The sequence below is a fragment of the Priestia sp. USM5 genome (genome assembly GCF_058323215.1).
Map to the genome: position 1 here is coordinate 2,882,348 of NZ_JBSGKN010000001.1, position 22,779 is coordinate 2,905,126.

Annotated in this window: 21 protein-coding genes and 2 pseudogenes; 13 read left to right on the forward strand and 10 right to left on the reverse strand. The window is 33.9% G+C overall.

Annotated elements, in window-relative coordinates; translation table 11 throughout:
- Positions 1-192 precede the first annotated feature (192 nt).
- Positions 193-445: pseudogene (locus ACWATA_RS15495) on the reverse strand (SunI/YnzG family protein).
- A 195-nt stretch (positions 446-640) separates the two neighbouring features.
- Between ACWATA_RS15495 and ACWATA_RS15500 the strand changes: the two are divergent.
- Positions 641-1,110 (forward strand): annotated as a pseudogene (locus tag ACWATA_RS15500) (DinB family protein).
- 309 nt (positions 1,111-1,419) lie between these two features.
- Here the strand turns inward: ACWATA_RS15500 and ACWATA_RS15505 are convergent.
- On the reverse strand, positions 1,420-1,863 hold the full coding sequence (locus tag ACWATA_RS15505; protein WP_033578648.1) for a hypothetical protein: 444 nt from the start codon (positions 1,861-1,863) through the stop codon (positions 1,420-1,422).
- A 185-nt stretch (positions 1,864-2,048) separates the two neighbouring features.
- Here ACWATA_RS15505 and ACWATA_RS15510 point away from each other — a divergent pair, with 185 nt between their 5' ends.
- Both ACWATA_RS15510 and ACWATA_RS15515 read left to right on the forward strand, forming a co-directional pair.
- The gene (locus tag ACWATA_RS15510; RefSeq protein WP_473049941.1) at positions 2,049-2,774 is read left to right on the forward strand and encodes a ZIP family metal transporter; all 726 of its coding nucleotides are present in this window, start codon (positions 2,049-2,051) and stop codon (positions 2,772-2,774) included.
- Between the two features lie 466 nt (positions 2,775-3,240).
- Positions 3,241-4,176 (forward strand): cation diffusion facilitator family transporter, encoded by a 936-nt coding sequence (locus tag ACWATA_RS15515; RefSeq protein ID WP_473049943.1) that lies wholly within the window; start codon positions 3,241-3,243, stop codon positions 4,174-4,176.
- Positions 4,177-4,509: 333 nt separating this feature from the next.
- Here the strand turns inward: ACWATA_RS15515 and ACWATA_RS15520 are convergent, their stop codons facing one another.
- Positions 4,510-4,659, reverse strand: a complete 150-nt coding sequence (locus ACWATA_RS15520) for a hypothetical protein (RefSeq protein WP_155017187.1) — start codon at positions 4,657-4,659, stop codon at positions 4,510-4,512.
- Positions 4,660-4,975: 316 nt separating this feature from the next.
- Between ACWATA_RS15520 and ACWATA_RS15525 the strand changes: the two genes are divergently transcribed.
- Positions 4,976-5,185 carry a VanZ family protein gene (locus tag ACWATA_RS15525; protein WP_081732881.1) on the forward strand — a complete coding sequence of 70 codons (210 nt, stop codon included), beginning with the start codon at positions 4,976-4,978 and terminating at the stop codon, positions 5,183-5,185.
- Positions 5,186-5,805: 620 nt separating this feature from the next.
- On the opposite strand, the gene ACWATA_RS15530 is transcribed toward ACWATA_RS15525, so the two are convergent.
- Positions 5,806-6,309, reverse strand: coding sequence for a DinB family protein (locus tag ACWATA_RS15530; protein ID WP_028413792.1), 504 nt, complete (start codon positions 6,307-6,309; stop codon positions 5,806-5,808).
- A 284-nt stretch (positions 6,310-6,593) separates the two neighbouring features.
- Here ACWATA_RS15530 and ACWATA_RS15535 point away from each other — a divergent pair, with 284 nt between their 5' ends.
- Positions 6,594-7,046: a VOC family protein gene (locus tag ACWATA_RS15535; protein WP_047751219.1), complete on the forward strand. Its 453-nt coding sequence runs from the start codon at positions 6,594-6,596 to the stop codon at positions 7,044-7,046.
- 204 nt (positions 7,047-7,250) lie between these two features.
- The gene (locus ACWATA_RS15540; protein WP_473049944.1) at positions 7,251-7,724 is read left to right on the forward strand and encodes a stress protein; all 474 of its coding nucleotides are present in this window, start codon (positions 7,251-7,253) and stop codon (positions 7,722-7,724) included.
- Positions 7,725-8,076: 352 nt separating this feature from the next.
- Here the strand turns inward: ACWATA_RS15540 and recA are convergent, their stop codons facing one another.
- A complete protein-coding gene (gene recA / locus ACWATA_RS15545) occupies positions 8,077-9,114 on the reverse strand; it encodes a recombinase RecA (RefSeq protein ID WP_028413795.1) in 1,038 nt (345 codons plus the stop codon).
- Between the two features lie 512 nt (positions 9,115-9,626).
- Between recA and ACWATA_RS15550 the strand changes: the two genes are divergently transcribed.
- Both ACWATA_RS15550 and ACWATA_RS15555 read left to right on the forward strand, forming a co-directional pair.
- Positions 9,627-9,977: an ASCH domain-containing protein gene (locus tag ACWATA_RS15550; RefSeq protein ID WP_033579502.1), complete on the forward strand. Its 351-nt coding sequence runs from the start codon at positions 9,627-9,629 to the stop codon at positions 9,975-9,977.
- Positions 9,978-9,989: 12 nt separating this feature from the next.
- Positions 9,990-10,430 (forward strand): hypothetical protein, encoded by a 441-nt coding sequence (locus ACWATA_RS15555; protein WP_432231618.1) that lies wholly within the window; start codon positions 9,990-9,992, stop codon positions 10,428-10,430.
- 267 nt (positions 10,431-10,697) lie between these two features.
- Here ACWATA_RS15555 and ACWATA_RS15560 read toward each other — a convergent pair whose 3' ends face one another.
- The 3 genes from ACWATA_RS15560 to ACWATA_RS15570 all read right to left on the reverse strand — a co-directional run bounded on the left by ACWATA_RS15560 (position 10,698) and on the right by ACWATA_RS15570 (position 14,301).
- Positions 10,698-11,930 (reverse strand): MFS transporter, encoded by a 1,233-nt coding sequence (locus ACWATA_RS15560; protein ID WP_473049946.1) that lies wholly within the window; start codon positions 11,928-11,930, stop codon positions 10,698-10,700.
- A 20-nt stretch (positions 11,931-11,950) separates the two neighbouring features.
- Positions 11,951-13,057, reverse strand: a complete 1,107-nt coding sequence (locus ACWATA_RS15565) for a HesA/MoeB/ThiF family protein (RefSeq protein WP_033578641.1) — start codon at positions 13,055-13,057, stop codon at positions 11,951-11,953.
- Positions 13,058-13,389: 332 nt separating this feature from the next.
- A complete protein-coding gene (locus ACWATA_RS15570; protein WP_473049947.1) occupies positions 13,390-14,301 on the reverse strand; it encodes a DNA-3-methyladenine glycosylase family protein in 912 nt (303 codons plus the stop codon).
- Between the two features lie 160 nt (positions 14,302-14,461).
- Here ACWATA_RS15570 and ACWATA_RS15575 point away from each other — a divergent pair, with 160 nt between their 5' ends.
- The 4 genes from ACWATA_RS15575 to ACWATA_RS15590 all read left to right on the forward strand — a co-directional run bounded on the left by ACWATA_RS15575 (position 14,462) and on the right by ACWATA_RS15590 (position 18,134).
- On the forward strand, positions 14,462-14,938 hold the full coding sequence (locus ACWATA_RS15575; protein WP_033578639.1) for a DinB family protein: 477 nt from the start codon (positions 14,462-14,464) through the stop codon (positions 14,936-14,938).
- A 96-nt stretch (positions 14,939-15,034) separates the two neighbouring features.
- Positions 15,035-15,880 (forward strand): isocitrate lyase/PEP mutase family protein, encoded by an 846-nt coding sequence (locus ACWATA_RS15580; RefSeq protein ID WP_432231622.1) that lies wholly within the window; start codon positions 15,035-15,037, stop codon positions 15,878-15,880.
- Between the two features lie 428 nt (positions 15,881-16,308).
- Positions 16,309-17,163: a malate synthase gene (locus ACWATA_RS15585; RefSeq protein WP_473050224.1), complete on the forward strand. Its 855-nt coding sequence runs from the start codon at positions 16,309-16,311 to the stop codon at positions 17,161-17,163.
- Between the two features lie 737 nt (positions 17,164-17,900).
- Positions 17,901-18,134: a hypothetical protein gene (locus ACWATA_RS15590; protein ID WP_028413804.1), complete on the forward strand. Its 234-nt coding sequence runs from the start codon at positions 17,901-17,903 to the stop codon at positions 18,132-18,134.
- A gap of 346 nt (positions 18,135-18,480) precedes the next feature.
- Here the strand turns inward: ACWATA_RS15590 and dhaK are convergent, their stop codons facing one another.
- Both dhaK and ACWATA_RS15600 read right to left on the reverse strand, forming a co-directional pair.
- Positions 18,481-20,244, reverse strand: coding sequence for a dihydroxyacetone kinase subunit DhaK (gene dhaK / locus ACWATA_RS15595; RefSeq protein ID WP_473049948.1), 1,764 nt, complete (start codon positions 20,242-20,244; stop codon positions 18,481-18,483).
- A 1-nt stretch (position 20,245) separates the two neighbouring features.
- Complete coding sequence (locus tag ACWATA_RS15600; protein WP_473049949.1) at positions 20,246-21,379, reverse strand: glycerol dehydrogenase; 1,134 nt, start codon at positions 21,377-21,379, stop codon at positions 20,246-20,248.
- A gap of 311 nt (positions 21,380-21,690) precedes the next feature.
- Here ACWATA_RS15600 and ACWATA_RS15605 point away from each other — a divergent pair, with 311 nt between their 5' ends.
- A complete protein-coding gene (locus ACWATA_RS15605; protein ID WP_473049950.1) occupies positions 21,691-22,734 on the forward strand; it encodes a PocR ligand-binding domain-containing protein in 1,044 nt (347 codons plus the stop codon).
- Positions 22,735-22,779: the final 45 nt, after the last annotated feature.

Below are 22,779 nucleotides of genomic sequence, written 5' to 3' on the forward strand. Positions count from 1 at the left end.
GTTGGGTTGTTAATATGATGTTACTATTACTCGCTGCTTACTTTACAAAGTATTTAAAAGTAAATAAAAATAAAAATACATAAGATATTTGATTTGTAATTAATATAATGCACTTTATTGGTAGTGAAGCTAAATATTAATGACCACATCTGTGATTAGATATGGCCATTATTTATACATAAAAACTATCGATTATGAGTTTATTCTGTTTATGATTGTCGCCCTGTTTGTAGTGAAAAGTATGTAATTTTGCTTCTTAGTTTTAATGAATATTCGATCAGTTGTTCCATATGGAGGACCTATACGGATTGCATCAACTTCTTTACCTCCGTACGTCTCCCGTAACCTCAATAATATCTTCTAGTGCAATATTAAATTTAGCAAGTTGCCATTTTATGATTAATTCTTTTTCTGTTTTCTTAACGTCAATCCCCTCTGTAAGCATATTAACATCCCCTTTTTCCTTATAATTACATTTTAATACACTGTAAAGGAAGATAAATTAATGAATACAATATGCCGAGTTAATTAACATACAACGTATTATAAGAACCATAAACATTTGAAAGAAGTTTAGTTAGATGTTTCTCTTTTTGATTTGGTGAAATTCTCTAAGAAGATAAAAAGGGGGGAAGAAAGCATGAGCACAACCGAAATCATATTATTAAACATAAAAGAGATTAGAAGAAGAAGCATCAAGATACGGGAAGCAATTCCTCAAACTGAATTGGATTGGAAGCCAGATAAAGAAGCTATGACATGCATAGAGATGGTTCGACATGTCTTAGAGTCAGAATACTATTATCATCTAGCTATTAAAAATAGAGGTATCTTAAAAGAATTTGACTCTCCTTTTGAAAAAAACCATTGATTTCTGTAAAAAGTGAATTAGAATTTGCAGAGACATACCCTCAACAATTTCTAGAGATGTTAAATAACTTTTCAGATGAGGATTTAACATGTATTCAAATAGATCGTTCAGATGTAGGCTATATTCGTTCTTTAGGTGATATGTTATTGAGTATAGGTTATCATGAGTCCGTACACGCAGGACAACTCTTACAGTATTTAAGAACAATGGGAGTTGATCGTCCTAAAGTCTGGGATTAAACCAGTTAAGCGCTTATGTATACTACATATACAAACCCAGTTAACATAATCAGCATTTGAGATTCTAACTGTTTCATTAGAATCTCAACTCTGAGACATATAGTGAAATTTTCACTATACACCGCTTGGAGATATTATAAAGTGCCTTGCTGTCGATAAAAAAGTTCCAATTAATTTGACATTATCCAGTCCCTAGAAACCTAACGCGTTTTCTTTTTCAGGTTTCCATCCAATATGCCATATTCGTTTTGAGAAATTCTTTCACTTTCTGCATAGCTTATAGATTACAATAAGCAATGTCAATTCCCATTAAGTGCCCAAAATGGTGATATACGAGTGTGTTTGACATACCTTTGTTATCCACACTGTAAATTCGTTAATCATGTTAATTAACTCACGAATGTACTGGTTTTTGTGATGATCAAACTGTTTGTACGTTTCCTCCACTTTGCTAAAATCAATCCATTTCTTTAGTTTAATCATAGGCGGGTTGGTGCTCAAAAAATACGCGAGTTCTTGCAGCTGATTACTGATCCTCAGCCATGTTTCTGCTTTGATTTCTGTCACTTGGGTAGGTTGATACTGTGGCACATACTTGCAAATCGTGGTGTAGAAATAAGCAAAAGCTTCATCAGCAAAATAGACCGATTCTTTATTCCAATACTTTGCATTGTACTCACCTGGCTTCACTTCTATATAATAAGCATTTTCCACCTTATCCACATCTGTTATCATTTCAAAAGGAGATTCCATAGTAACACCTCTTCTTTAGATAACGTTAGTATGTCCGTTTTTATTAGTGATTCACCTAAAAATCACTCCAAAGTTAATATCATGTACTTTTATTTTTTTAACCATTTATAAAACATAGGTATGATTGCCCTTCCTTTGAATAGGTTAGTTGTAAAAAAACATATAGCCGAAAGGAAGTAGCAATTATGCATATAGAAATAAATACCTTATTTACTTTAGGTTCTGTAATGGGTTTATTAGTAGGTGGAGGACTTCTTAAATTAGTTAGTCACCTGTCACGAGGTAGAATTCAGTTTATGTATGCGATATGTGGAGGAATCTTATTAGGGTTGTTATTTTTTGATATCCTTCCTTCCACATGGCATCTGTATGATTTAACAGGCGTTCTATTAGGCATCGTAGCAGGATATATCGTTATGCTATGCATTGACCTCTTTTTGCATAAAACAAATAGTGCAATTTCACCTTTTCAGTCACTTATTTTATTAACGGCTGCAATCTTTTTTCATAATATTATTACAGGAATTACCTTTGGGATAACAGATCTACATCAGTCAACTTCCGTATTCGTAGCTACCCTCTTACACCAAATTCCAGAGGGTATGGCCCTAATGACCGTTCTCTCCATAGCAAAAATACCTAACGTCTTCTTTTTATTCATTATAGTCCTTCTATCACTATCTTTGGGAGGGAGTTTATTACTTGGAGAAAGTGTACAAGCTTCCTCGCTTAAAATACAAGCTTTATCGACCGGAGGAGCAATTGGCACCCTATCTTTTGTTATTTTTCATGAAATAATAGGAAAGGCTATTAGTCACTTCAGAAACCTACATGTATGGCTATTAATATCGCTAGGAGTACTAATTATTTATATTTATCACTATTCCCTTTCACTATTTCATAGTCATTAAATTTATATAGAAAATTTTAGAGATCTTAATTTATAAGGTCTCTTTTTTATCCTTATAAGATTAAGCATATTACATAAGAAATTCAAAAATCGCGATCCGAAATTTTTCTGATTTGTTAAGAAGAAGTATGAGATTGATTTGAAAACAGCTTTTGAGTGACACAAATGAAGGTTCATAAATGATTTTTGATGAAGTTGAAAATACTAAAACAAATGGTCAAATTAAATCTTTAAATGATGAAGCTTCTGTTAGGGTTTCCCAGAACTTAAAAGCACCATCCCATCATAAAAGAATTAACATTCTGTATCTACTGTCTTAAAAGGAATCTTTAGTATATAAGGCTTTCGGGGATTTAAAGATCCACCCATTGAGTTTTTTGAATAAACTACTTTTAGTGAAATCCAGAACAAGAGAAATAACGTTTTTTCAAACAATGATCATGTTTTTGCAGCAAGGAGAGATTTTTATGGGAAACAACCGCAATCACGACCACGGAGATGTATTTCACTCCCATGCTCCGATTGGGAAAATGAAATTAGCATTTTTTCTTACTTTAATTATCCTGGTAGTCGAATTAATTGGAGGATTCATTTCACACAGCTTAGCCCTACTTTCTGATGCTGGACATGTACTTACAGATATTGCAGCCATAGGGCTATCGTGGTTTGCTATGCACCAAGCCCAAAAGCCAGCTTCGGAAAATTTCACTTACGGGTATCACCGTTCAGGGATACTAGCTGCTTTTATTAATGCCATGACGTTAATTGTTATTGCTGTTGTCATACTATACGAAGCGATTGATCGCTTTAAGGATCCCCAACCAGTGGGAAGTACATGGATGTTTATTAGTGCATCTGTTGGTTTAGCCATGAACCTTTACTTAGGTCTTGGCTTAAGGAAGGAAGACAACATCAATGTGAAAAGCGCCGTACTTCATATGATTGGGGACGCAATGGCTTCGGCAGGAGTTATTATCGGAGGACTTATTATCCTATTCACTGGCTGGAATATCGTAGATCCAATCCTAAGTGTTCTTATTGCATTCTTAATTGCTTTGGGCGCATGGAAAATTGTAAAGCAGACAATAGGAATTTTAATGGAAGGTACACCGAAAGGAATCTCTTTAGAAAAAGTAATGGAAACAATTCATGCAGTTAAAGGTGTACTAAATGTCCACGATTTACATGTTTGGAGTATAACTAGTGGGAAAAATGCATTATCCTGTCATGTGGTGTTAAATAATCAAATAAGTTTCCTGGAAAGTCAGGTCATATTAAGAGAAATTGAATCCAAACTTCAACATCAAGAAATTGAGCATGCAACTATCCAGTTAGAAAACGAAGAGCACCCTCATGATGAGTCAGCTATTTGCTCTACCACCAAACGTGAAGGTCATCACTAATACAACTTGGTGTTTTTATATGTGTAAACCCTGAAGAATATTGCTGTCGATAATAAACTAAATGTATAGGTCAACAGACAAAAAAATCATGACTCACTTTTACGAATTATTATTTCCCAGCTCTTTCTTACATTATGAATGAGTTTTTGTGTTTTTAAAAAGATATATTTTCACGAACAAAATATTCAAATCTATTGCAGAGTGTTAAAGAAATTATTATCGTTAATAAAATAAAAAGCCATCTAGTATTTGAAGTAAAGGTGGCTTTTTACTATAATATGCACGTCCAGACATACATACTATATCTTTTCATACAATCACATGTAAAAAAGACTATAAGAATTTAAAGAAAGTATTAATAATAAAAATCACACTTAAAAGTGCAATAAAAACAATCAATTCAATTGTTTCCTCACTATCTTTTATTTTATACTTTAAATCTCTATCTTTAAGCTGTATGTTTTTCTTATATCCTAATTCCATATGATTAATTCCTTCCCTTTATGTATTCGTTTTAATTGGCATGTTTACTATTTGGCTTGTTTCCACATGTAAGTTAGCACCCTCTATACTGTGTTCTTATGCTAATGTATTCTCTACTTTAGCTGTTATATCATGAGCAGCGTCTACTCCCAAGATGGAATTTGCGAGAATGGAGATATCTACTACAGGACTCCATAATGTTTCCTCTCTTTTATCCTAACAAAGCAAGTTCAAGTGGGTCTATAGCAACCTTTTTGAAGGATTCTATAAAAATAAACCCCTATCAAGAAAGTTTCGTTAAGTAAAAAAAGTAACAATCTTAGATTTATCTGTTACATGTTTAATTGAATTTATTCAATATTTCATGGGACGTAGCTTAGATATAGACGATGTTCTACTTAATATGTTTGGAACAGTTATAAGTTATGTGGTTCTTTTAATAAATAAGCAAGCCAGTAAAATAAAAAAGGGCGACTATATAGATAGATGCCCTTTTTGTTCCAATAAGCTGGTTGATGGTAACTAAGTATATAATTTATAAAACAGAACAACCTCCTGTACAGGAGGTTGTTCTGTTGGGAATACGTTATTAGTCTGGCCAGATTTGTAGATTCATATACATATAACTTTAAAAATAAACATTGTGATGACTCTGTTTTTAAAAAGCAACCTTACTTAAGTTTTTTTAGTTAAGTAATTGATAAAGTATTTTATTTATTATTTATTTTTTACTATTTACACTTAGTGACGACAAAATAGTTCTTTTTCTACAAATTTTCCCAACTTGATATTACTAAATACCACTGAATTTAACGCTCATTCCGTTATCTAGATGAAATAAGAAGATACCTTTTCCTCAGAGTCCATTAGAAGAAATATTTTTTTTCATTAAAACCCTCCAACTTATATTTATGGATTTATTTCTCTGAAAAGACAACAACAATAATTTAGTGGATAGCGTAACAACGATGGTTGGTTAAATTTTTGTGATTCTAGCTGTGAACGTCTTCAGCAACACGTTCACCAATATCCAGCACACGCGAGATGTTTTGCACAATTTCAGGAAGCCCAATCACGGCCTCTTGGAACATCCAAATATAAGCTAGGACTGCAAATATGCTCTTCGTGAAATGATTTCTTAATTTATTATTTGAAAGGTTCTTTTTCAGGTAATCCCAATATGTCCGTATTTTTAGGTGTATGCCCTAATAGACGTAACATAACTACAATTTGTCCTTTATGATGTGATTCGTGAGTAATTGAATGGGTAAGCAATTGACGAGGTGTCTTTCTTACAAAACCACTGTTTGCTCTCCAAGCAAGTTCTTTTTCGATAGACTCATCAAATTTATCTGTGAATTGCTCCAATACTTTTTCTACATATCTATCAGCCTGTTGAAAATAATGCTGAATATCGTCTATTTTCATAGTATTAATTACTTCTTTTGTGAATAGTGGTGATGATGTTTCTGAAAGCACAAAAGAACCTAACCAAGCATGGTAGCAACCTGCCACATGAACTAGAGAATCTCTAATATTTTGAAAACCAAATGCAAACTCTTTCGTCAAGTCACCTTCACTCAATTCTCTACACTGCTCTAATAAAGTTTGTCGTGCTTGTTTTACCCATTCATATTCTAGCTTTTCCATAACAATCCCACCTCTCAGACATATAATGAAAAATTATTCTTTACTATACACTCTTTAGAATTATTATTACACCCATTTTTTCATTAATTAGTTAAGTAAATGATAAAGTACTTCGTGTATTAATGACAAATAGATCATTTTTCTACAAAGAATATAAAGTATACAACAAATATGGCCTAGTGACAGGATAGGAATGTTTTGTTTGAAAGGAATTTGTAACTTTTAAATAGAATGATTATGAAAATGGACAGATAATAAAATTTTACACATAAGGAGATAAAACTATGGAAAAAAACAACCTACTAAGAATGGACAATGTCAGCATCGTTGTAGAATCCCTTGATGACGCAATTTCTTTCTTTAAGGAGATTGGCTTGAGTCTCGAAGGGCGGGCCACCGTCGAAGGTCAATGGGGTGGCCGCGTAACGGGATTGGGTTCTCAGCGTGTAGAGATTGCGATGATGGTTACCCCGGATGGTCACAGTCGGATTGAACTTTCGCGATTTCTCAGCCCACCTACTATATCAGATCACCGGAATGCTCCTGTAAACGCTCTCGGCTATCTACGCGTCATGTTCACTGTTGAAGACATTGACGAAATGGTGTCCAGACTTACTAGATATGGCGCTCAGCTCGTTGGCGAAGTGGTTCAGTACGAGGACTCGTATCGTCTCTGCTACATTCGTGGAGTAGAAGGACTTTTAATCGGTTTGGCAGAGCAACTCAGTAACAAATAAGTAAGTGACGTTTTATAAAAGTCTTTACTGAAATGTACGTTTAACCTATCTGAATCTTCAATAGATCGAGATTATTTTCAGGTTTTTTCAAACCTTTATTTTACTTTTTTGCCCCCCTATATATACTTAATTATGGAATTTTTGTTTTAATATTCATAAAAAGGGTGTTTGTTCTAAGAATCAACTAAAATAGGAGGAGATCAAATGAGAAGAGCGAAACAAGCTGTTGTAGCTTCTGCTGTAGGTTTAGCTATGTTAGCGACGCCATTAGCTCTACCGAATTTAGGAGGTTCTGCTGACTCCGCAGAAGCTGCAGAAGTTGGAGGAGACGTAGCGATTGATCCAGTAGCCATAGGACAAGCGATTGCAGATGCGGCTAAAACTGCCGACAATCGAAGTGGTTTTGTTAAGGGAGCGATGGAAAAAGCTTTCTTTGAATCGGGTCAGCAGTATAATGTGATAGTAATGAATTTAAGTCAAGGTTATAATTCCGACCAGTTACAAGGTGTACAATATTTTGATACCGTAGATTATGATGGTATCACGTTCGGGGTCTGGATATTTGAAGAAGGAACGTTTATTAATGAAGGTGATGGAGGTTATGATAACTGGGCCTTTAGAGGTTGGTTTGAACGCACGGGGGACGATGAGAAAACGGTCAACTTCCATAGACCTTGATCTAATTAAACAGAACCCTATTTAATTAAATAGGGTTCTGTTTGTTTGCTATAAGAATTTTTCTGTTTAAAGAGATTGCAATAAAAAGTCTAGTATAGCGCTTTAGACAACAGTATCTCAATTAGAAATCTTGTTCCTTCCACAGTAGCCCAATTTTTTGTTTTCTCTGCAAAACCTTTTTCTAGATAACGTTCCGTTATTTTACGATCACTGTGGCCAAGCTCCTTTTGAATTAAGACAATATCAGCTCCCTGCTGGCTACTATAAATCGCATAAAATGACCAAAATAATGAAGTGAAATCAGTGAAATGGATGGGCTTGAAGCTGCCGGGAAAGGCATTTTAAGCTTTTATTAGCTTTCGTTTTCACTATCGCTATCGTTATCAATATCATTATCGTTGTCAGTATTACCATATTTAAAATCAATAATGTTTTTTCTAATTTCTTCTCTGATTTCAGGGTTTTCTTTTAAGAAAACCTTAGCGTTTTCTCGTCCCTGCCCTAAACGTTCCCCATTATAAGAAAACCAAGATCCAGACTTTTGAACAATATCTACTTCAGAACCAATATCTAAGATTTCTCCTTCTCTTGAGATACCTTCTCCATACATAATATCTACTTCAGCAATGCGGAAAGGAGGTGCCATCTTATTTTTGACTACTTTAATTCTTGTTTTGTTACCAACTATGTCATTTCCCAGTTTAAGTTGTTCAGCGCGGCGAACCTCAAGGCGAACGGAAGAATAGAATTTTAGCGCTCTTCCGCCTGGCGTTGTTTCAGGATTTCCAAACATAACGCCTACCTTCTCCCGGATTTGGTTGATGAAGATAGCAATGGTTTTAGACTTATTAATTGCTCCAGATAGTTTACGAAGGGCTTGAGACATCAAACGAGCTTGTAGACCTACGTGAGAATCTCCCATTTCTCCCTCAATTTCTTTTTGAGGAACTAATGCTGCTACTGAGTCAACAACAATAATATCTACAGCACCACTTCTAACTAATGCTTCAGCAATTTCAAGTGCCTGCTCACCAGTATCTGGTTGAGATAACAGTAACTCATCAATATCTACACCTAGTTTTCTTGCGTAAACTGGATCAAGTGCGTGTTCAGCATCAATAAAGGCAGCTCGACCTCCATTTTTTTGTACTTCTGCAATCGCATGTAAGGAAACTGTTGTTTTACCTGAGCTTTCGGGTCCGTACACTTCCATGATTCTTCCTTTTGGATAACCATTAATCCCAAGAGCGATATCTAAAGCTAATGAACCTGAGCTAGATGCCTCAACTTTTGTATGTGTGCCTTCCCCCATCTTAATAATTGATCCTGTACCGAATTGTTTTTCAATTTGTTTTAGAGCCATATCTAGTGCTGCTTGTTTATCATTCATAATTTAAAACCTCCGATTGTTAGTACGTTTACAGTAAACGACAATGTATGTGGATAAATAATAAGGATTGGCTCAAATGTTTTTGCTCCGTGCGAGAAAATTTTGTGTTTAACTGTCTTGGTTTATTCTGTTGTTCCTTTATTTATCTCTAAACCCTTAATATCGAACAAATGTTCCTGTTGTGTAATCATACAATAAACGCATCTAGTTGTAAAGGAGAAAGTTTTGTACAAACCAGCCAAAGAAATATCTTTTTTGTAAAAAGTAGGTTTATACCTTTAATACTTACAGTTATTGAAACTTCAATCTATAAAATAACCCTTATTATACGAACAAAGAATAATTCATTCTCTTATATACATTATGTTATGTACTTGGACTATCGAATAAGAAAAGGGATAAATTATAATAGATTTATTAGAGAAAATTTCCACCTAATAAATTCAAATGAAATTCGTCGTTAAAAATATGATACATTAAATACGAGACAAGATATGAAAGGAGTTTTTTTAATGAGTAACCATGAAGCACAAAATGAATTGCCACCAAAAACATGTACAATCGATCGACTTGTAACAATGCCGGATGATGTAAATAAAGTAATCAAAGGCAGCAAAACAGCAACTCGCCGAAATGGAAGATATGCTGATGTAGGAGAGATAATGGTTTTAGAAGATCAAAAATTTGTAGTGGAACGAGTTTATTCTCAATCACTAGGTGAATTAACCGATGAAAATGCTCGCCAGGAAGGCTATGCTACAGTAGAGGAATATAAACAATCTATTTTGTCTTATCATCCTGGGATGCCTTGGCTTCCGCAAATGAGGGTATGGGTGCATGAGTTCAGATTAGTTAACGATTGATAGGTAAAAGAAATGGATTTGTTGTACCGTATATTAGTATATATTCATGTTTCTAGTGTCATTTTATCGATTGGTCCTTTCTTTATTCTCTTGCCAATTGTTAAAAAATTACATAGTTCAAGAGAACAAGAAATGAATGCCTATTTGATCACATTTCAATCTGTTGTTAGGCTCGCAAAACATACGGGCCATGTTCTTGTTATCACAGGGATACTCCTCGTTATGTGTGGCCCATGGACGTGGACTACGCCGTGGATTATAATGACACTGATTTTCCTTTTTTGCTCCTTGTTCTTTCTGGCCCGTGCTTTTTCACCAACACTTCGAAAGTACAAGGAGGAAGGACAAAATGAAAAAGAACTGGCAACTAAACTAGAGCGATCTATTTGGATTTATATCATTCTATTAATGACTATGCTTTGGTTTATGGTCGGTAAGCCAACTTTTTGGTGACACCCATCCATTTGTCATCACTAAGAGTAAATAGTTAAACTGATTATTTTCATCAAATACTTTACGTTTTACTTAACATAACTCGTATTTTCGGTATGAAAAAAGATTTTTGCTTGTATATCAGATGCACATTTGGATTAAAAATTAAAAACCCCTATTAACCATATGTTAAAGGGGTTCTTACTTATTGTTTAAACTCCAAGTATGAAGTTCTTATAGAAGAATACACTAAATATCAATATGTTTCAAGTCAACCCGAGTAATTATCTACTTGTTGCTACTATTAATAGGTTGATCTATATGTTGGGTCTCAAATAGAGAGGTCTTAATGCCGATTAAAGACGCTACAATCGTTAGGATGCCTGCTGAAATAAAAATTAAAGAGACGCTAATATATTCAGCTGCAACACCTGCTAACATTCCACTAATCGGTAAAGCCAAAAAAGCTAACATACGAGTTGAACTAATTACTCTTCCCAATAAGGCTGATGGCACAATCTCTTGCCTAAGGGTAAACCAATTAATTGCTAATAATGTTACCGAACCGACAATTACAATTCTACAGACTATTAACAAAATAACTGCAGTGTTTGAAAAAGTAAGGATAGTTTGCCCTAAACCTATTATTACACCACAATAGATAATTATATTTCCCCGTGGTAATTTATTTAGTTTATTTGCAGCATAAATTGCTACAAATGACCCTAAGGTTTGTAGGGAAAATATTAAACCAATATACTGTGCCGATAAATGTAAATTATCTTTTAGATGAAACATAAATAAAGCTTCCATAGCACCATAACCCACATTGATTAAGAATATGAGAATAGTCCCTATCAAAACCTTTTTAGTATTTATAACGTATTTAACTCCTTCAGCTATTGAATTCATTATAGAACTATTAACTGGATTCTGGCTTTTATATTTCTTAGTTATTAAGCCAATGAATATTCCAGAAAGAAAATACGTAAAAAAATTAAAATATAATAAGTTATGAGTTCCAACCAAAGCAATTAAAATGCCTGCTATTGAAGGGCCTGCAAAGGTTGTAATTGTCTCTGATAACTTGAATAAAGAGTTACCCTGTATTAAATTTTCACCTTCTAAAATTTCTGGTATGACTGATTCAAAACTTGGATGATAAAATGCACTCACAGCTGATATTAAAAAAGCTACCACATATACAATCCATATATCTAACACGTTTATTGAAGCTGCAAGAGGTATGATAATAATTAAAATGGCTGATAAAATATCACCTATTAATAAAATGTATTTCTTACTTATACGATCAGCTAAGGCTCCGCCTAACAAACTAAACAATACTTGAGGCGTAATTTCTAAAACAAATGTTAATGCCATTAAACTTGGTGATTTAGTCAAATCATATACTAATAAAGGCAGTGCGATTTGAAAAAAAGACGTGCCCAACTTACTTGTTGTGGCACTTAAAAATAAGCATAAAAAATCTCTGTTCTTTAGTACTTCATAAGATTTCAACATTTACCCCCCCATCATAATTATTTACCTGCTGTTACAGGTGCGGAATGGCAAACTGGACAATCCTCTTTCTTATTCCACTCTGAAATAGGGTAAGTTTGATATGTAAGGAAATTTAATTCCATCATTTTCCCTAATGATGTTGGAGTTTGAATACCTGTTACCAACCCTAAAAATTCATTTACAATAGCACCAGCCAACATAGCTACATTAGGACTAATCGCAGCATTATTTCGTTGAAAATTTATCTGATGCATACTGTCAAGTTGCTTATTAACTATAACATCACTTTCAATTATGGTTTGTTTATGACACTCTACACACCCAGTTTTTCCTGGTAACATAGAATAAAATCTGCCCCTTGTGTTTAGGACTCCACCTGAAACTAACGGCTTTCCTAACTTCACTACTGCTTCATTTACCCAGTCCTGTATATGAAGGGTTGGTTTATCGGCTACACAAATTACATAATCACTACCTTCAATATGTGCCATTACATCTTCAGCACATTCTATACGCTTATTAGTAACGTTTAACTTAACATTAGGATTAAAACGCGATATTCTTTCCTTTGCTAATTCCGTTTTTAACTTATTAATATCTTTTTCAGAATATAACAACTGTCTATTAAAATTACTTAATTCCAAAGTATCAAAATCCAATGCATTAATGTTATGAAAACCTAATGCAGATAGATGATATAGTATTTGACTACCTAAACCTCCGATTCCGAGCAAAGCAACCTTTGTATTTATGATAGTTTCTTGCACATTGTACTTATTGTCCTCTAAAGACGTAAAAAGCGAAAAGTAATTAAGGTTTGCTTTGTATCTTTCGAGTTCATAATCTCCTATAGATTGAGGATTCAAAGAATTATCTTCTAAATATTTCTCTGTATCTAATGCCTTTATCCCTTCCAATACCTCATTTTCTTTTATGTTTGGATACTTTTCTTGGACTAAATGTATTATTTCTTCTATAGAATTTTTTCCGTTAATAAGAGAAATTAAATACTTAATACTTCCACTGGGATCTTCAATAACTCCTGCTACTCCATCTTCTTCACCAATATGGATTTCATCATTTATAAAAAATACAGGGATTGTCTCTTTGAACTTAGGTTTCATTTTCTACATTTCACTCCATTTCTCTTAATTATTGAAATAGGGAACTATCATATGATAGTTCCCTATATTTACAGACTTGAAGTTTAAACAATAAGTAAGTAGTTCACATAATGATAACGTTTTAGCCTGGAATACCGTTCAATACCGCAGCTTTATTAGTTGTTTTCTTAACTTTTACCTTCATAACTAACACCTCCATTTCTTAAAAGATATATTTATAATATTGCATTAAAAAGGCATTTTCAACAATTAAATCCAATTTTTATAATATTCAAACAAAAACAGGTAAATTATACTTTTTTTCGTTTATTTTAAACCGACAAATATTCCATTTATAATATTTTTTCTTGCATGTAAAACCAGCATAGATGAGTAATCCAGGTTTCCGCAGTTTTCCATTGAGTAGATATTTTTCTAACTTGTGATTCTGTTAATAATTCGTTATACTCATAAATCTCTCCTACTACTTTACGTATAATTAAATCTCCTGCGGGTAGAATGTCTTGACGTCCTATACCTCTCATTAGTATTGACTCTGCCGTCCATTTTCCTATACCTCTATGTTTCATTAAATAGCTACAACCCCCTTCACGATCTAATAAATATAAGCAACTTAAGTCTAGCTCTTCATCTATAATGGCTTTAGTTATTTCATGAATATATTCAGCTTTCCTTTGACTTAGCTTTAAGTCACGAAGTTGGTTTATATTTAACTTCACCACCTTGTGGGGGCATAAATCTGTATAATATTCACAGTTATTAATTATTATTTTAGCTCCTGTTTTTTCTAACAAACTCTTTTTAATCCTATGAGCAACTTTTGCACTAATTTGTTGACCGATGATTGCCCATATGATGGATTCGTAGACACTTCCTAATAAAACAGGTCTAAACCCTTCGTACATTTTTATTAATTTTCCTATCTTAGATTCATTAGCTATAGACTTTTGAGCTTTGTTTATATCTTGTTCCAGACAAAACATTGTGATAATTTTCTCCTTTACTAGTTGAACCTGATTATTCTTAACTTCTTCACCAATAACTTTAACTTCCAAGTACTTACTATCGATTCCTTCGTCCCTAACTAGTACTAGGTACGTTCTTCCCCCTATTATAAAAGCTCTACAATATGTGTTTTCAATAACCTTCTCGATTACAAAAGAGGGCGAGTTTTTTATGTACCTTAAAATTAAATCAAAATTATATATGCTTGGTTTATTAATTCTAATTATTTTTTGTCTCATAACTTCCTCCTAATTTTTAATAAATCTATATTAACAGGCTTTCTTAAAAAATTAATGATTAATCTAAATAAACAGATAATATTTATAAAACCATCCATATTTTTCATTGTAAGACTTTGGATATGTTATATTTGTAGTAAAACTAAAGGAGTGAGCGAAAATGGATGCAATGAGTTTTATTTTACTAAATTTTGAAGAAGTGAGACGTCGAAGTATAAAAGTATGGATGTCAATACCTCAAGATAGGTTAGACTGGCGCCCTGATCCAGAAGCAATGTCATGTAGGGAGATGATACATCATGTTCTTGAAGGAGAATACCTCTATCATCAAATGTTAGAAAAACCACTTAACCTTTCTCTAACAGAGGAGCATAATCCTTATAAGGCAGTAACATTTAGTTCTGTTGAAGAAGCATTAAAGTTTGCTCAACCATATAGGGAAAAATTTATAGAGTTTTTAGGCCTCCTTAATGAAAAGCAGCTAACAGAGATAAAGATAGACCGATCGGAGATGGGATATATTCGAGAGTTAGGGGACATGTTGTTACGAGTGGCTTATCATGAATCAGTACATACAGGACAACTTTTAGATTATTTAAGAACTGCAAAAGTTAAACGTCCTATAATATGGGATTAAGTTTCTGATTAATCTCCCGTTGTTTTATTTTTCTCTGCTCTAAAGAACGCTCATACAAAGCCATAAAGTTGTTTACTTAAAGGGGGAAGAACCATTGTGAATAATGAAAAGCAGTTACTTAAATTTCAGACGTTTCAACAACTTCACAAAAGACCCTATACTTTTGTATTGCCTAATGCTTGGGATGTTATCAGTGCTAAAATTTTTGAGAAAAATGGGTTTCCAGCTATTGCAACAACCAGTGCTGGCATAGCAATGTCTTTAGGATATAATGATGGTGAAAAAATCCCTTTTGAACAAATGTTAGAAGCTGTTAAGAGAATTATTAATTCCGTCAATATTCCTGTCAGTGTAGACCTAGAGTCTGGCTATGGCAGGTCTACTAATGAAGTGGTAGATAATACAAGACAAATTATTTTAGCAGGAGGAATTGGTATAAACCTAGAAGATGGGACGGGAGATTTAGATAGTCCTATTTTAGATGTTTCGTTGCAAGTAGAAAAAATATCTGAAATTAGATTACTATCCAAATCGCTAAAATCCCCATTATTTATTAATGCGCGCACTGATTTGTACTGGTTAAATACAGGAAATCCGGATCTAAGACTTCAAGAAGCCATCAATAGGGGAAAAGCATATCAAAAGGCTGGAGCAGATTGTATTTTTATTCCTGGACTATATGACATGGAATCCATTAAAAAAGTTCGACAAGAACTATCGTGTCCCATTAATCTTTTGTCTGGGCCAAACTTGCCTTCTATTAATACATTATCGCAAGTTGGTATTGAAAGATTAAGTACTGGATCCGCCCCTTTTAGAGCAACTGCTACATTATTACAAAGAATTACTGAAGATATCCTTTGTGATAATAATTTTCAACGATTAATGAATGATAATATGAGTTATGATGCGATAACAGAACTAATTGGGACTCCTGAATAGAATTTATCAAATTATATTTAGCTTTCCTTTATAGAACTGATAGGACTACTGAAATATACAGTAGTTCTTTTGCTGTTTGAACTATATTTAAACAGTTACCATAAAACGTTTTATAGATTGTTGATATAACAACTATTTTCTTTCAGGTGATTGAAGATATGATGTATAAAAAGCTCCCCTTTTATACATGTGCTCGTCATGGAAAAGATAGTCGTTATCGTATAAATATGTTATCATTTATCTAAAGTTATAGAGTTATCTCAAAAAGCAACCTCACTCGAATGCCATTAAAGACTGAGGTTGCTTTTTCTTTTTTAAATAAAATTAAAATAATTGTGTTAACTCAAAAGGTAAGTTAGTTGAATAAAATTATTAATTTACTATCTAAGTAGTAACCGCGTTTTTATTCTACAAGGAGGCCTAGAATGATGAATCTAATCGATAAGAAAGTTACACACAAGCATTTTGGAACAGGTACTATAGTTAAATATAATGATTCTAGCATTGAAATAAATTTCGCATCAGAAAACAAAAAATTTGTTTTCCCCGATGTATTTGGAAAGCACCTAAAACTGCATGATAAAAGTGTTGCTCATTCCCTGGAAAAAATTTTAGAAGAAAAGGAAACGGAACGAAAAGAGGAAGAATGGAAGAAGGAAGAAGAAAAAAAATTACAGCGAAAAAATCAGGAACTTCGCTGGGGACATGAAAAACTTATGAAAAACCATAAACTTCATCCCGAATCACAAATGGTTTTTTGGTGCGACACAGAAGAACAGAATAGTTCTTTTTCAGAGTGGACGGTTTTTTCAGGCGTAATAAAAAGTGGTAATTACAAGGGGAAGCTAACAAAACCCACCCGCCTACATCAAAATAGCGCTGTCTTGTTAACAGCAATAGATTCCAGTATGCCTGAAAAAGACAGACGCATCTTAGGTGTCTATATGGTCAATGAAAATTTTATCGGTAAGCTTTGCGAAGATGGATATATTCCTGCTCATTCAACGTACAGACTCCAACTTACAGAACAAGAATCCAATCAGATGCTTTTCTGGAAATATTATATAAACGAAAAGAACTCCCAAAAAATGGTGTGGAATACAGGTAAATACCGTTATTTTGATAATTCATGGATGGCTCAAATTTTGCTTGATATAGTTTCATTGAAAAGTGACTCAAACGAACGAGAGCAGGCACAGCAATTTTTTGAACATTTTTGCAAAATGAATTTGATAACGGATCAAGATTTACCAAAGCCTAATGGCGCATTAATGCGTATTTAGACGTTAGCCCACAGGTAATTAATTAAGAATGAAAAAAGACAGACGCACTTTTCTGACCCATTGCTAATGACGAACAGTGCCGGGCTCTGTTTGCCAATAAAAGCGTAAATAAAGAATCTACTGCTACGTGTAAAGTAAAACAAGCAGGCTCTTAATAATTAAGAATCTGCTTGTTCTGCTCTACATAAGGACTATCAGTAAGTTATTTTATTTTTCTCTAAACAGATACATATCTAACAACATATCAACAAGCAATAAATTAAGCTAGTACGTTTATTTTAATATACAGTTGAGCTAGATAGAATATCTTTATGAAAACGTACTGTTTCAGAACTATAGGCAGTCATATTTAGTACACTTTTTATAGAATATGATATGAGGACTACCCCATCTTTCAGTGTACTCACCCAACAAGGATGAAAGGGTATTAAAAAATAAAATTGCTTATCAAGTTTTTCTAAAATAAATGGTGCTGGGGGAGCTTTTTATTTTTGCTACAATTCTTAGAAAGAAGTATTTGATATTATTAAACACGCTAGTTACAGCAATTATAGGAGGTATTCATTTTTTAAACTTTTGTAAAATTATCCACTTGAGAGAAAGCAGACAAAGAAAATATAAATCATATTATACATAGCTTTTCCTTTTCTATTATCTTCCTTACCCTACTCCTAGTTACTGACACCTTCCCTTAAAAAACAAAGAACAGCTAATACTTTTAAATAAGGAGTTTTTAAATGAGTAATTATGAAAAAACTAAGAATAACAAAAATATAATTTTAGGTATTATATATGCTCTAATTGTAATATCTGTATATGCATTTAACTTACATCTACAAATAGCTTTGTCTATACTTACTCTTGTCATAATATTTGAACTTGTAACTTCAATAAAAGAAGATGACAAAGCTAAAAATGTTATAAACATTATTACCATATGTTTATTTATACTTGGAATTGTTTTTCTCTAACTAGTACTTACTAATAGCTAACAATATAAAAAGAGCAAAGGCTTCTTATAAATGAAGAAGCCTTTGCTCTTTTTATATCTTTCCCACTCTTTTTCTAGACGGTTAGTATGCTTTTGAATATCGCTAACATGTTTTAATTTAAGATTAAGGTTGCCTGATATAGATAGTCAGCAACAGTATACTTTTACGGGCTTTTTTTTGAGATAAGAAAACTATCATTTTCTAGTTTAAGTAAGTTGAAGCTCGTCCTTAGTGAACCATAAAAAATCCCCACTAAATATAGTGTAACCCTCACTCTCAAAGAGTAATTTCTTTACACTATACTTAGAGGAGATAATACCAAATTTTACTGTTTTTCTTGCATTACTTGAGCTACTTCAGTAAAAATTACACCTAAGCCATGTGCACCTGCGTCCGGATAACCAAGGCTTCTTTCTCCAACCGTACCAGCACGACCCATACGTGCAACAATCTGTTCAGTTGATTTTGCTCCTTCAACAGCAGCTTCCGCTGCTTTAACAAGCGCATGTTTCAAGCTTTCACCTTCAGCAGCACTTGACGTTAACGTATCTGCATAAGGTACTAAGGCATCAATTAAAGTTTTATCTCCCACAACAGCTCCACGTCCAAAAGAACGTTCTCCTGTTGCTTGAATTCCTTTTACAGACGCTTGGATCATTTCAGCAAATTCTGTTAAAGTCAGTTCGGTTTTAGATTCAGTGTTCTTTCCAGCCGCACGAAATGCTGATCCCCAAATAGGCCCTGATGCCCCGCCACAGTGCTCCATGATAACAATGGAACATGCCTCTAGAAAGTTGCCAATATCATTTGATTTATTTTCTAGAATTTCGTGCCATTCAGCTTTCAATTGTTTGAATCCTTTAGCAACACTCATACCAAAGTCTCCGTCACCAGCATGGGAATCTAATTCACAAAACGGTATTTCATTTCTAATAATACATTCACTCATTTGGTCTACCATAAAAATAATATTATTCAACGTCAATCGATTTTCCGTTACTACGGAATATTCTTTGTTGGTTTGCACCTCATAAGACACTTTCGGGGCCTCTACGCTACCGATGATTTCATCATAAGTGACAGCTGGTACTTCACCTTTGATTTTTAACGCAGGAGTATCGCACTCTTCAGATAGGAGACTCTTTAAGTTTTCATCTAATTTCATAATCGAAATAGAAGCACCGGTCATATCAATGGCTGTCATATAGTTTCCGACAAACGTTCTTGCAATCGTTACTTTTCTACGTGACAATTCACGAATGACAGAATGATTTAATAAATACAGTTCTTGAAGAGGTGTGCTTCCAAATCCATTAATTAGGACAGCCACTTCTCCTTTTCCGTCTTCTATCCCTATTTCTTTTAATAATGCCGTTACCATACGCTCTGCAAGTTCGTCTGCTGAAATAATTTTTTCACGACGGATACCAGGTTCTCCATGAATGCCAACGCCAAATTCCATCTCATCTTCTGCAATCTCAAAAGTAGGAGTTCCTTTAGCGGGAACTGTACAAGAAGTTAATCCAATACCAATGCTTTTAACATTTGCAATAGCGCTTTCTGCTGCCTCTTTCACTTTTGGTAGATCATATCCGCGTTCTGCTGCAGCACCTGCTATTTTATGGACAAGAACAGTACCAGCCACTCCACGTCTTCCAACTGTATATAAGCTGTCCTGTACAGCAATATCATCATCTACTTTTACATAATCCACTTGAATTCCATCTTCTTCTGCTAGATAAGCAGCATTCTTGAAATTCATCATGTCACCACTGTAGTTCTTAATCACGAGTAGAGTTCCCTTATCGCTAGCTGTTTCTTTAATGGCTTGATAAATCTGTATTTGAGAAGGTGAGGCAAATACATCTCCACAAACTGCTGCATCTAACATACCCTTCCCAACATACCCAGCATGAGCAGGTTCATGTCCACTGCCGCCCCCGCTAATTATGCTTACTTTATTTTTATTAATTTGCTCTTTTTTAATGACTTTATATTTTTCAATTAAATTCAGTTCCGGATGTGCTAGAACCATTCCTTTACACATCTCAAGTACGACATTTTCTGGTTTATTAATAATTTTTTTCATCTTATATTAACCTCTTCTTACAATGATTTCCAATTTGATCTGCTGCAAGAATAGCTGCAGCTACTGACTCTGGAGTAACAGGGAATGGCATAGAATAAATAGATTCCTCTGGAATACAAGCTTTGTTAGCTACTTCCATTAACTCTTCTTGTGTAATTTGTTCTACTCCAATATCAGCAAGACAAACTGGGAGTCCTACTGCTAAACAGAAATCTAACACTTCTTCTATTTCCTCAGTTGGCGCATTTTCCAATACCAATTGTGCTAATGTACCAAAAGCTACTTTTTCACCGTGGAAGTAGTGATGCGCACTTTCTAAAAGAGTAAGCCCATCATGAATGGCATGTGCTCCAGCTAATCCACCACTTTCAAACCCTAATCCTGATAATAAGATATTGGCTTCAATAATGTTTTCTAAGGCTGGAGTAACAACATTATGATCGCTTGCAGCTTTTGCTTTAACCCCGTCCTCTAATAGAGTGTTGTAACAATGTTCTGCTAAAACTAACGCTGCATTTGTACCTTTTGCTGGTGCACATAAGTCCTCACGCACTCCACAAGGTAATCCAGCATTTACATTAGAGAAAGAACGTGCTGTTGCTCTTGCTTCGAAATAAGTAGATAACGCATCCCCCATACCAGATACTAAGAATCTAGTAGGTGCATTAGCGATGACTGTTGTATCAATTAATACAACACTTGGGCTTTGCTTAAAGTATGCGTAATCATCAAAAGCACCCTCTGGTGTATAGATAACTGCGGAATGACTTGTAGGTGCATCCGTAGCAGCAATTGTTGGGACGATAATTAATCCCTCTCCCTCTGCTACACATTTTGCCGTATCAATTGCCTTACCGCCACCTAAACCAATCGTACAATCACAGTTGTTTTCTTTTGCTATTTCCTGCAATCTAGAAATTTCTGGTCTTGAGCATTCGCCATTGAATCCGCCTTCAAAAAATGTAATACCATATTTTTCTGCTGTTGCATCTAATTTGTCTTGTACACGTTTAATATCTTCAGGATGTGCTATTAAAAGTGCAGAGGTACCAAATGTTTTCACAAAATAACCTAAATTTAAAATTTCATCTTCACCTTGAATGTATTTTGAAGGACTAATAAATGCTTTTCTCATAAATAAAACCTCCTAATTAACTTTGTAATCCCTTACAATCGAAATTTTACTATCTTTTGTGTAAGATTACATTAGTCTTAAATGACGAGTTTTTACAACTTTTTATCGTATTTTTTTGCTCTCTTCATTTAATATGGTATTATTATGACATTATTTCAGGTGAAAATACTACTAAGTTCACGTTGAAAAGAGGTTACCTTTATCGCTGAACACTCTTTTATTTTACAAACTCAGGAATAAAATAAAGGTATTTTCAATTAGGTAATCCAAACTACCACACGGGAAGTAGAAGCAAGGGAGATAAAACATCATTGAAAACTACTTACATGAATTTAGATAAAATACTAGATTTAAAGAAATGGCGAAACCTTCAAGATTCGCTTGCGCTTGTTACAAAATTAGCGATTGTTACGGTTAACTATAAAGGAGTGCCCATTTCTCAACACAGTGGTGTACGTCCATTTTGTGAGACTATGCGTAAAAATCCTGATACGGCAAAACTTTGTGAAAAGTGCGATGCGCGGGGAGGATTAGAGGCAGTTAGAACCAATGCTCCTTATATCTATTTATGCCACTGGAATATTGTCGATATTGCCATTCCCATTATAATTGATGATAAATATGTAGGCGCTATCATGGCGGGAGAAGTAAAAATTGAGGATGGTGACAAACATCCTCAATTAGAACAAATGCTTACTGTTCCATCAAAGGGATTTGAACAGAAGTTAAATAATAATGAAGAAATACAGCATCTATATGATTCTATTCCTACTCTATCCTATACAGAAATTAACGAAGCTGCTCAAATGTTATATAGGCTTTGTAACTACATTGTAGAGGAAGCTATGAATAAAAATTTGATTTTAGAAGTATATGAAAAGATGGCTCCAGTAAAAGAAGACGTTTCTACTGAAGATATTTCTTACGGTTATTCTCTAGATAATATTCAAAATATAAAAAAGGAATTAGCCAACACAGTTACTAATGCTTATGTAAAAACGTCTATTAACGATCACTTAGTTTGTAAAAACAAAGTATTACAGCCAGCCTTTGACTACATTTATAAACATAAAAGAGAAAAAATATCTCAGCAAAAGATGGCTGATTTATGTCACATTAGCACAGGTTATTTCAGCCGTGTATTTACCAAAGAAACGGGTATGAATTTTTCTGTTTTTATTTCGCTCAAAAAAATAGAGTGGTCCAAGCAATTATTAGAAAAAACGGATTTGTCTATTGCACAGATTAGCGATGAATTAGGTTTTAATGACCCTGGATATTACATCAAGACATTTAAAAAATATGAAAACATAACTCCTAACGTCTATCGGAAATATTATCAAGAAAAGATGTAAAGTTTTCATTCCTGACGTAAGAAACATATAACTTTTCCATACTGA

What these genes read in the sequence shown, in the direction of transcription:
- ACWATA_RS15505 (WP_033578648.1), bottom strand. Translation starts at nt 1,863, where the DNA reads ATGGAATCTCCTTTTGAAATGATAACAGATGTGGATAAGGTGGAAAAT.
- ACWATA_RS15510 (WP_473049941.1), top strand. Translation starts at nt 2,049, where the DNA reads ATGCATATAGAAATAAATACCTTATTTACTTTAGGTTCTGTAATGGGT.
- ACWATA_RS15515 (WP_473049943.1), top strand. Translation starts at nt 3,241, where the DNA reads ATGGGAAACAACCGCAATCACGACCACGGAGATGTATTTCACTCCCAT.
- ACWATA_RS15520 (WP_155017187.1), bottom strand. Translation starts at nt 4,659, where the DNA reads ATGGAATTAGGATATAAGAAAAACATACAGCTTAAAGATAGAGATTTA.
- ACWATA_RS15530 (WP_028413792.1), bottom strand. Translation starts at nt 6,309, where the DNA reads ATGGAAAAGCTAGAATATGAATGGGTAAAACAAGCACGACAAACTTTA.
- ACWATA_RS15535 (WP_047751219.1), top strand. Translation starts at nt 6,594, where the DNA reads ATGGAAAAAAACAACCTACTAAGAATGGACAATGTCAGCATCGTTGTA.
- ACWATA_RS15540 (WP_473049944.1), top strand. Translation starts at nt 7,251, where the DNA reads ATGAGAAGAGCGAAACAAGCTGTTGTAGCTTCTGCTGTAGGTTTAGCT.
- recA (WP_028413795.1), bottom strand. Translation starts at nt 9,114, where the DNA reads ATGAATGATAAACAAGCAGCACTAGATATGGCTCTAAAACAAATTGAA.
- ACWATA_RS15550 (WP_033579502.1), top strand. Translation starts at nt 9,627, where the DNA reads ATGAGTAACCATGAAGCACAAAATGAATTGCCACCAAAAACATGTACA.
- ACWATA_RS15555 (WP_432231618.1), top strand. Translation starts at nt 9,990, where the DNA reads ATGGATTTGTTGTACCGTATATTAGTATATATTCATGTTTCTAGTGTC.
- ACWATA_RS15565 (WP_033578641.1), bottom strand. Translation starts at nt 13,057, where the DNA reads ATGAAACCTAAGTTCAAAGAGACAATCCCTGTATTTTTTATAAATGAT.
- ACWATA_RS15570 (WP_473049947.1), bottom strand. Translation starts at nt 14,301, where the DNA reads ATGAGACAAAAAATAATTAGAATTAATAAACCAAGCATATATAATTTT.
- ACWATA_RS15575 (WP_033578639.1), top strand. Translation starts at nt 14,462, where the DNA reads ATGGATGCAATGAGTTTTATTTTACTAAATTTTGAAGAAGTGAGACGT.
- ACWATA_RS15585 (WP_473050224.1), top strand. Translation starts at nt 16,309, where the DNA reads ATGAATCTAATCGATAAGAAAGTTACACACAAGCATTTTGGAACAGGT.
- ACWATA_RS15590 (WP_028413804.1), top strand. Translation starts at nt 17,901, where the DNA reads ATGAGTAATTATGAAAAAACTAAGAATAACAAAAATATAATTTTAGGT.
- dhaK (WP_473049948.1), bottom strand. Translation starts at nt 20,244, where the DNA reads ATGAAAAAAATTATTAATAAACCAGAAAATGTCGTACTTGAGATGTGT.
- ACWATA_RS15600 (WP_473049949.1), bottom strand. Translation starts at nt 21,379, where the DNA reads ATGAGAAAAGCATTTATTAGTCCTTCAAAATACATTCAAGGTGAAGAT.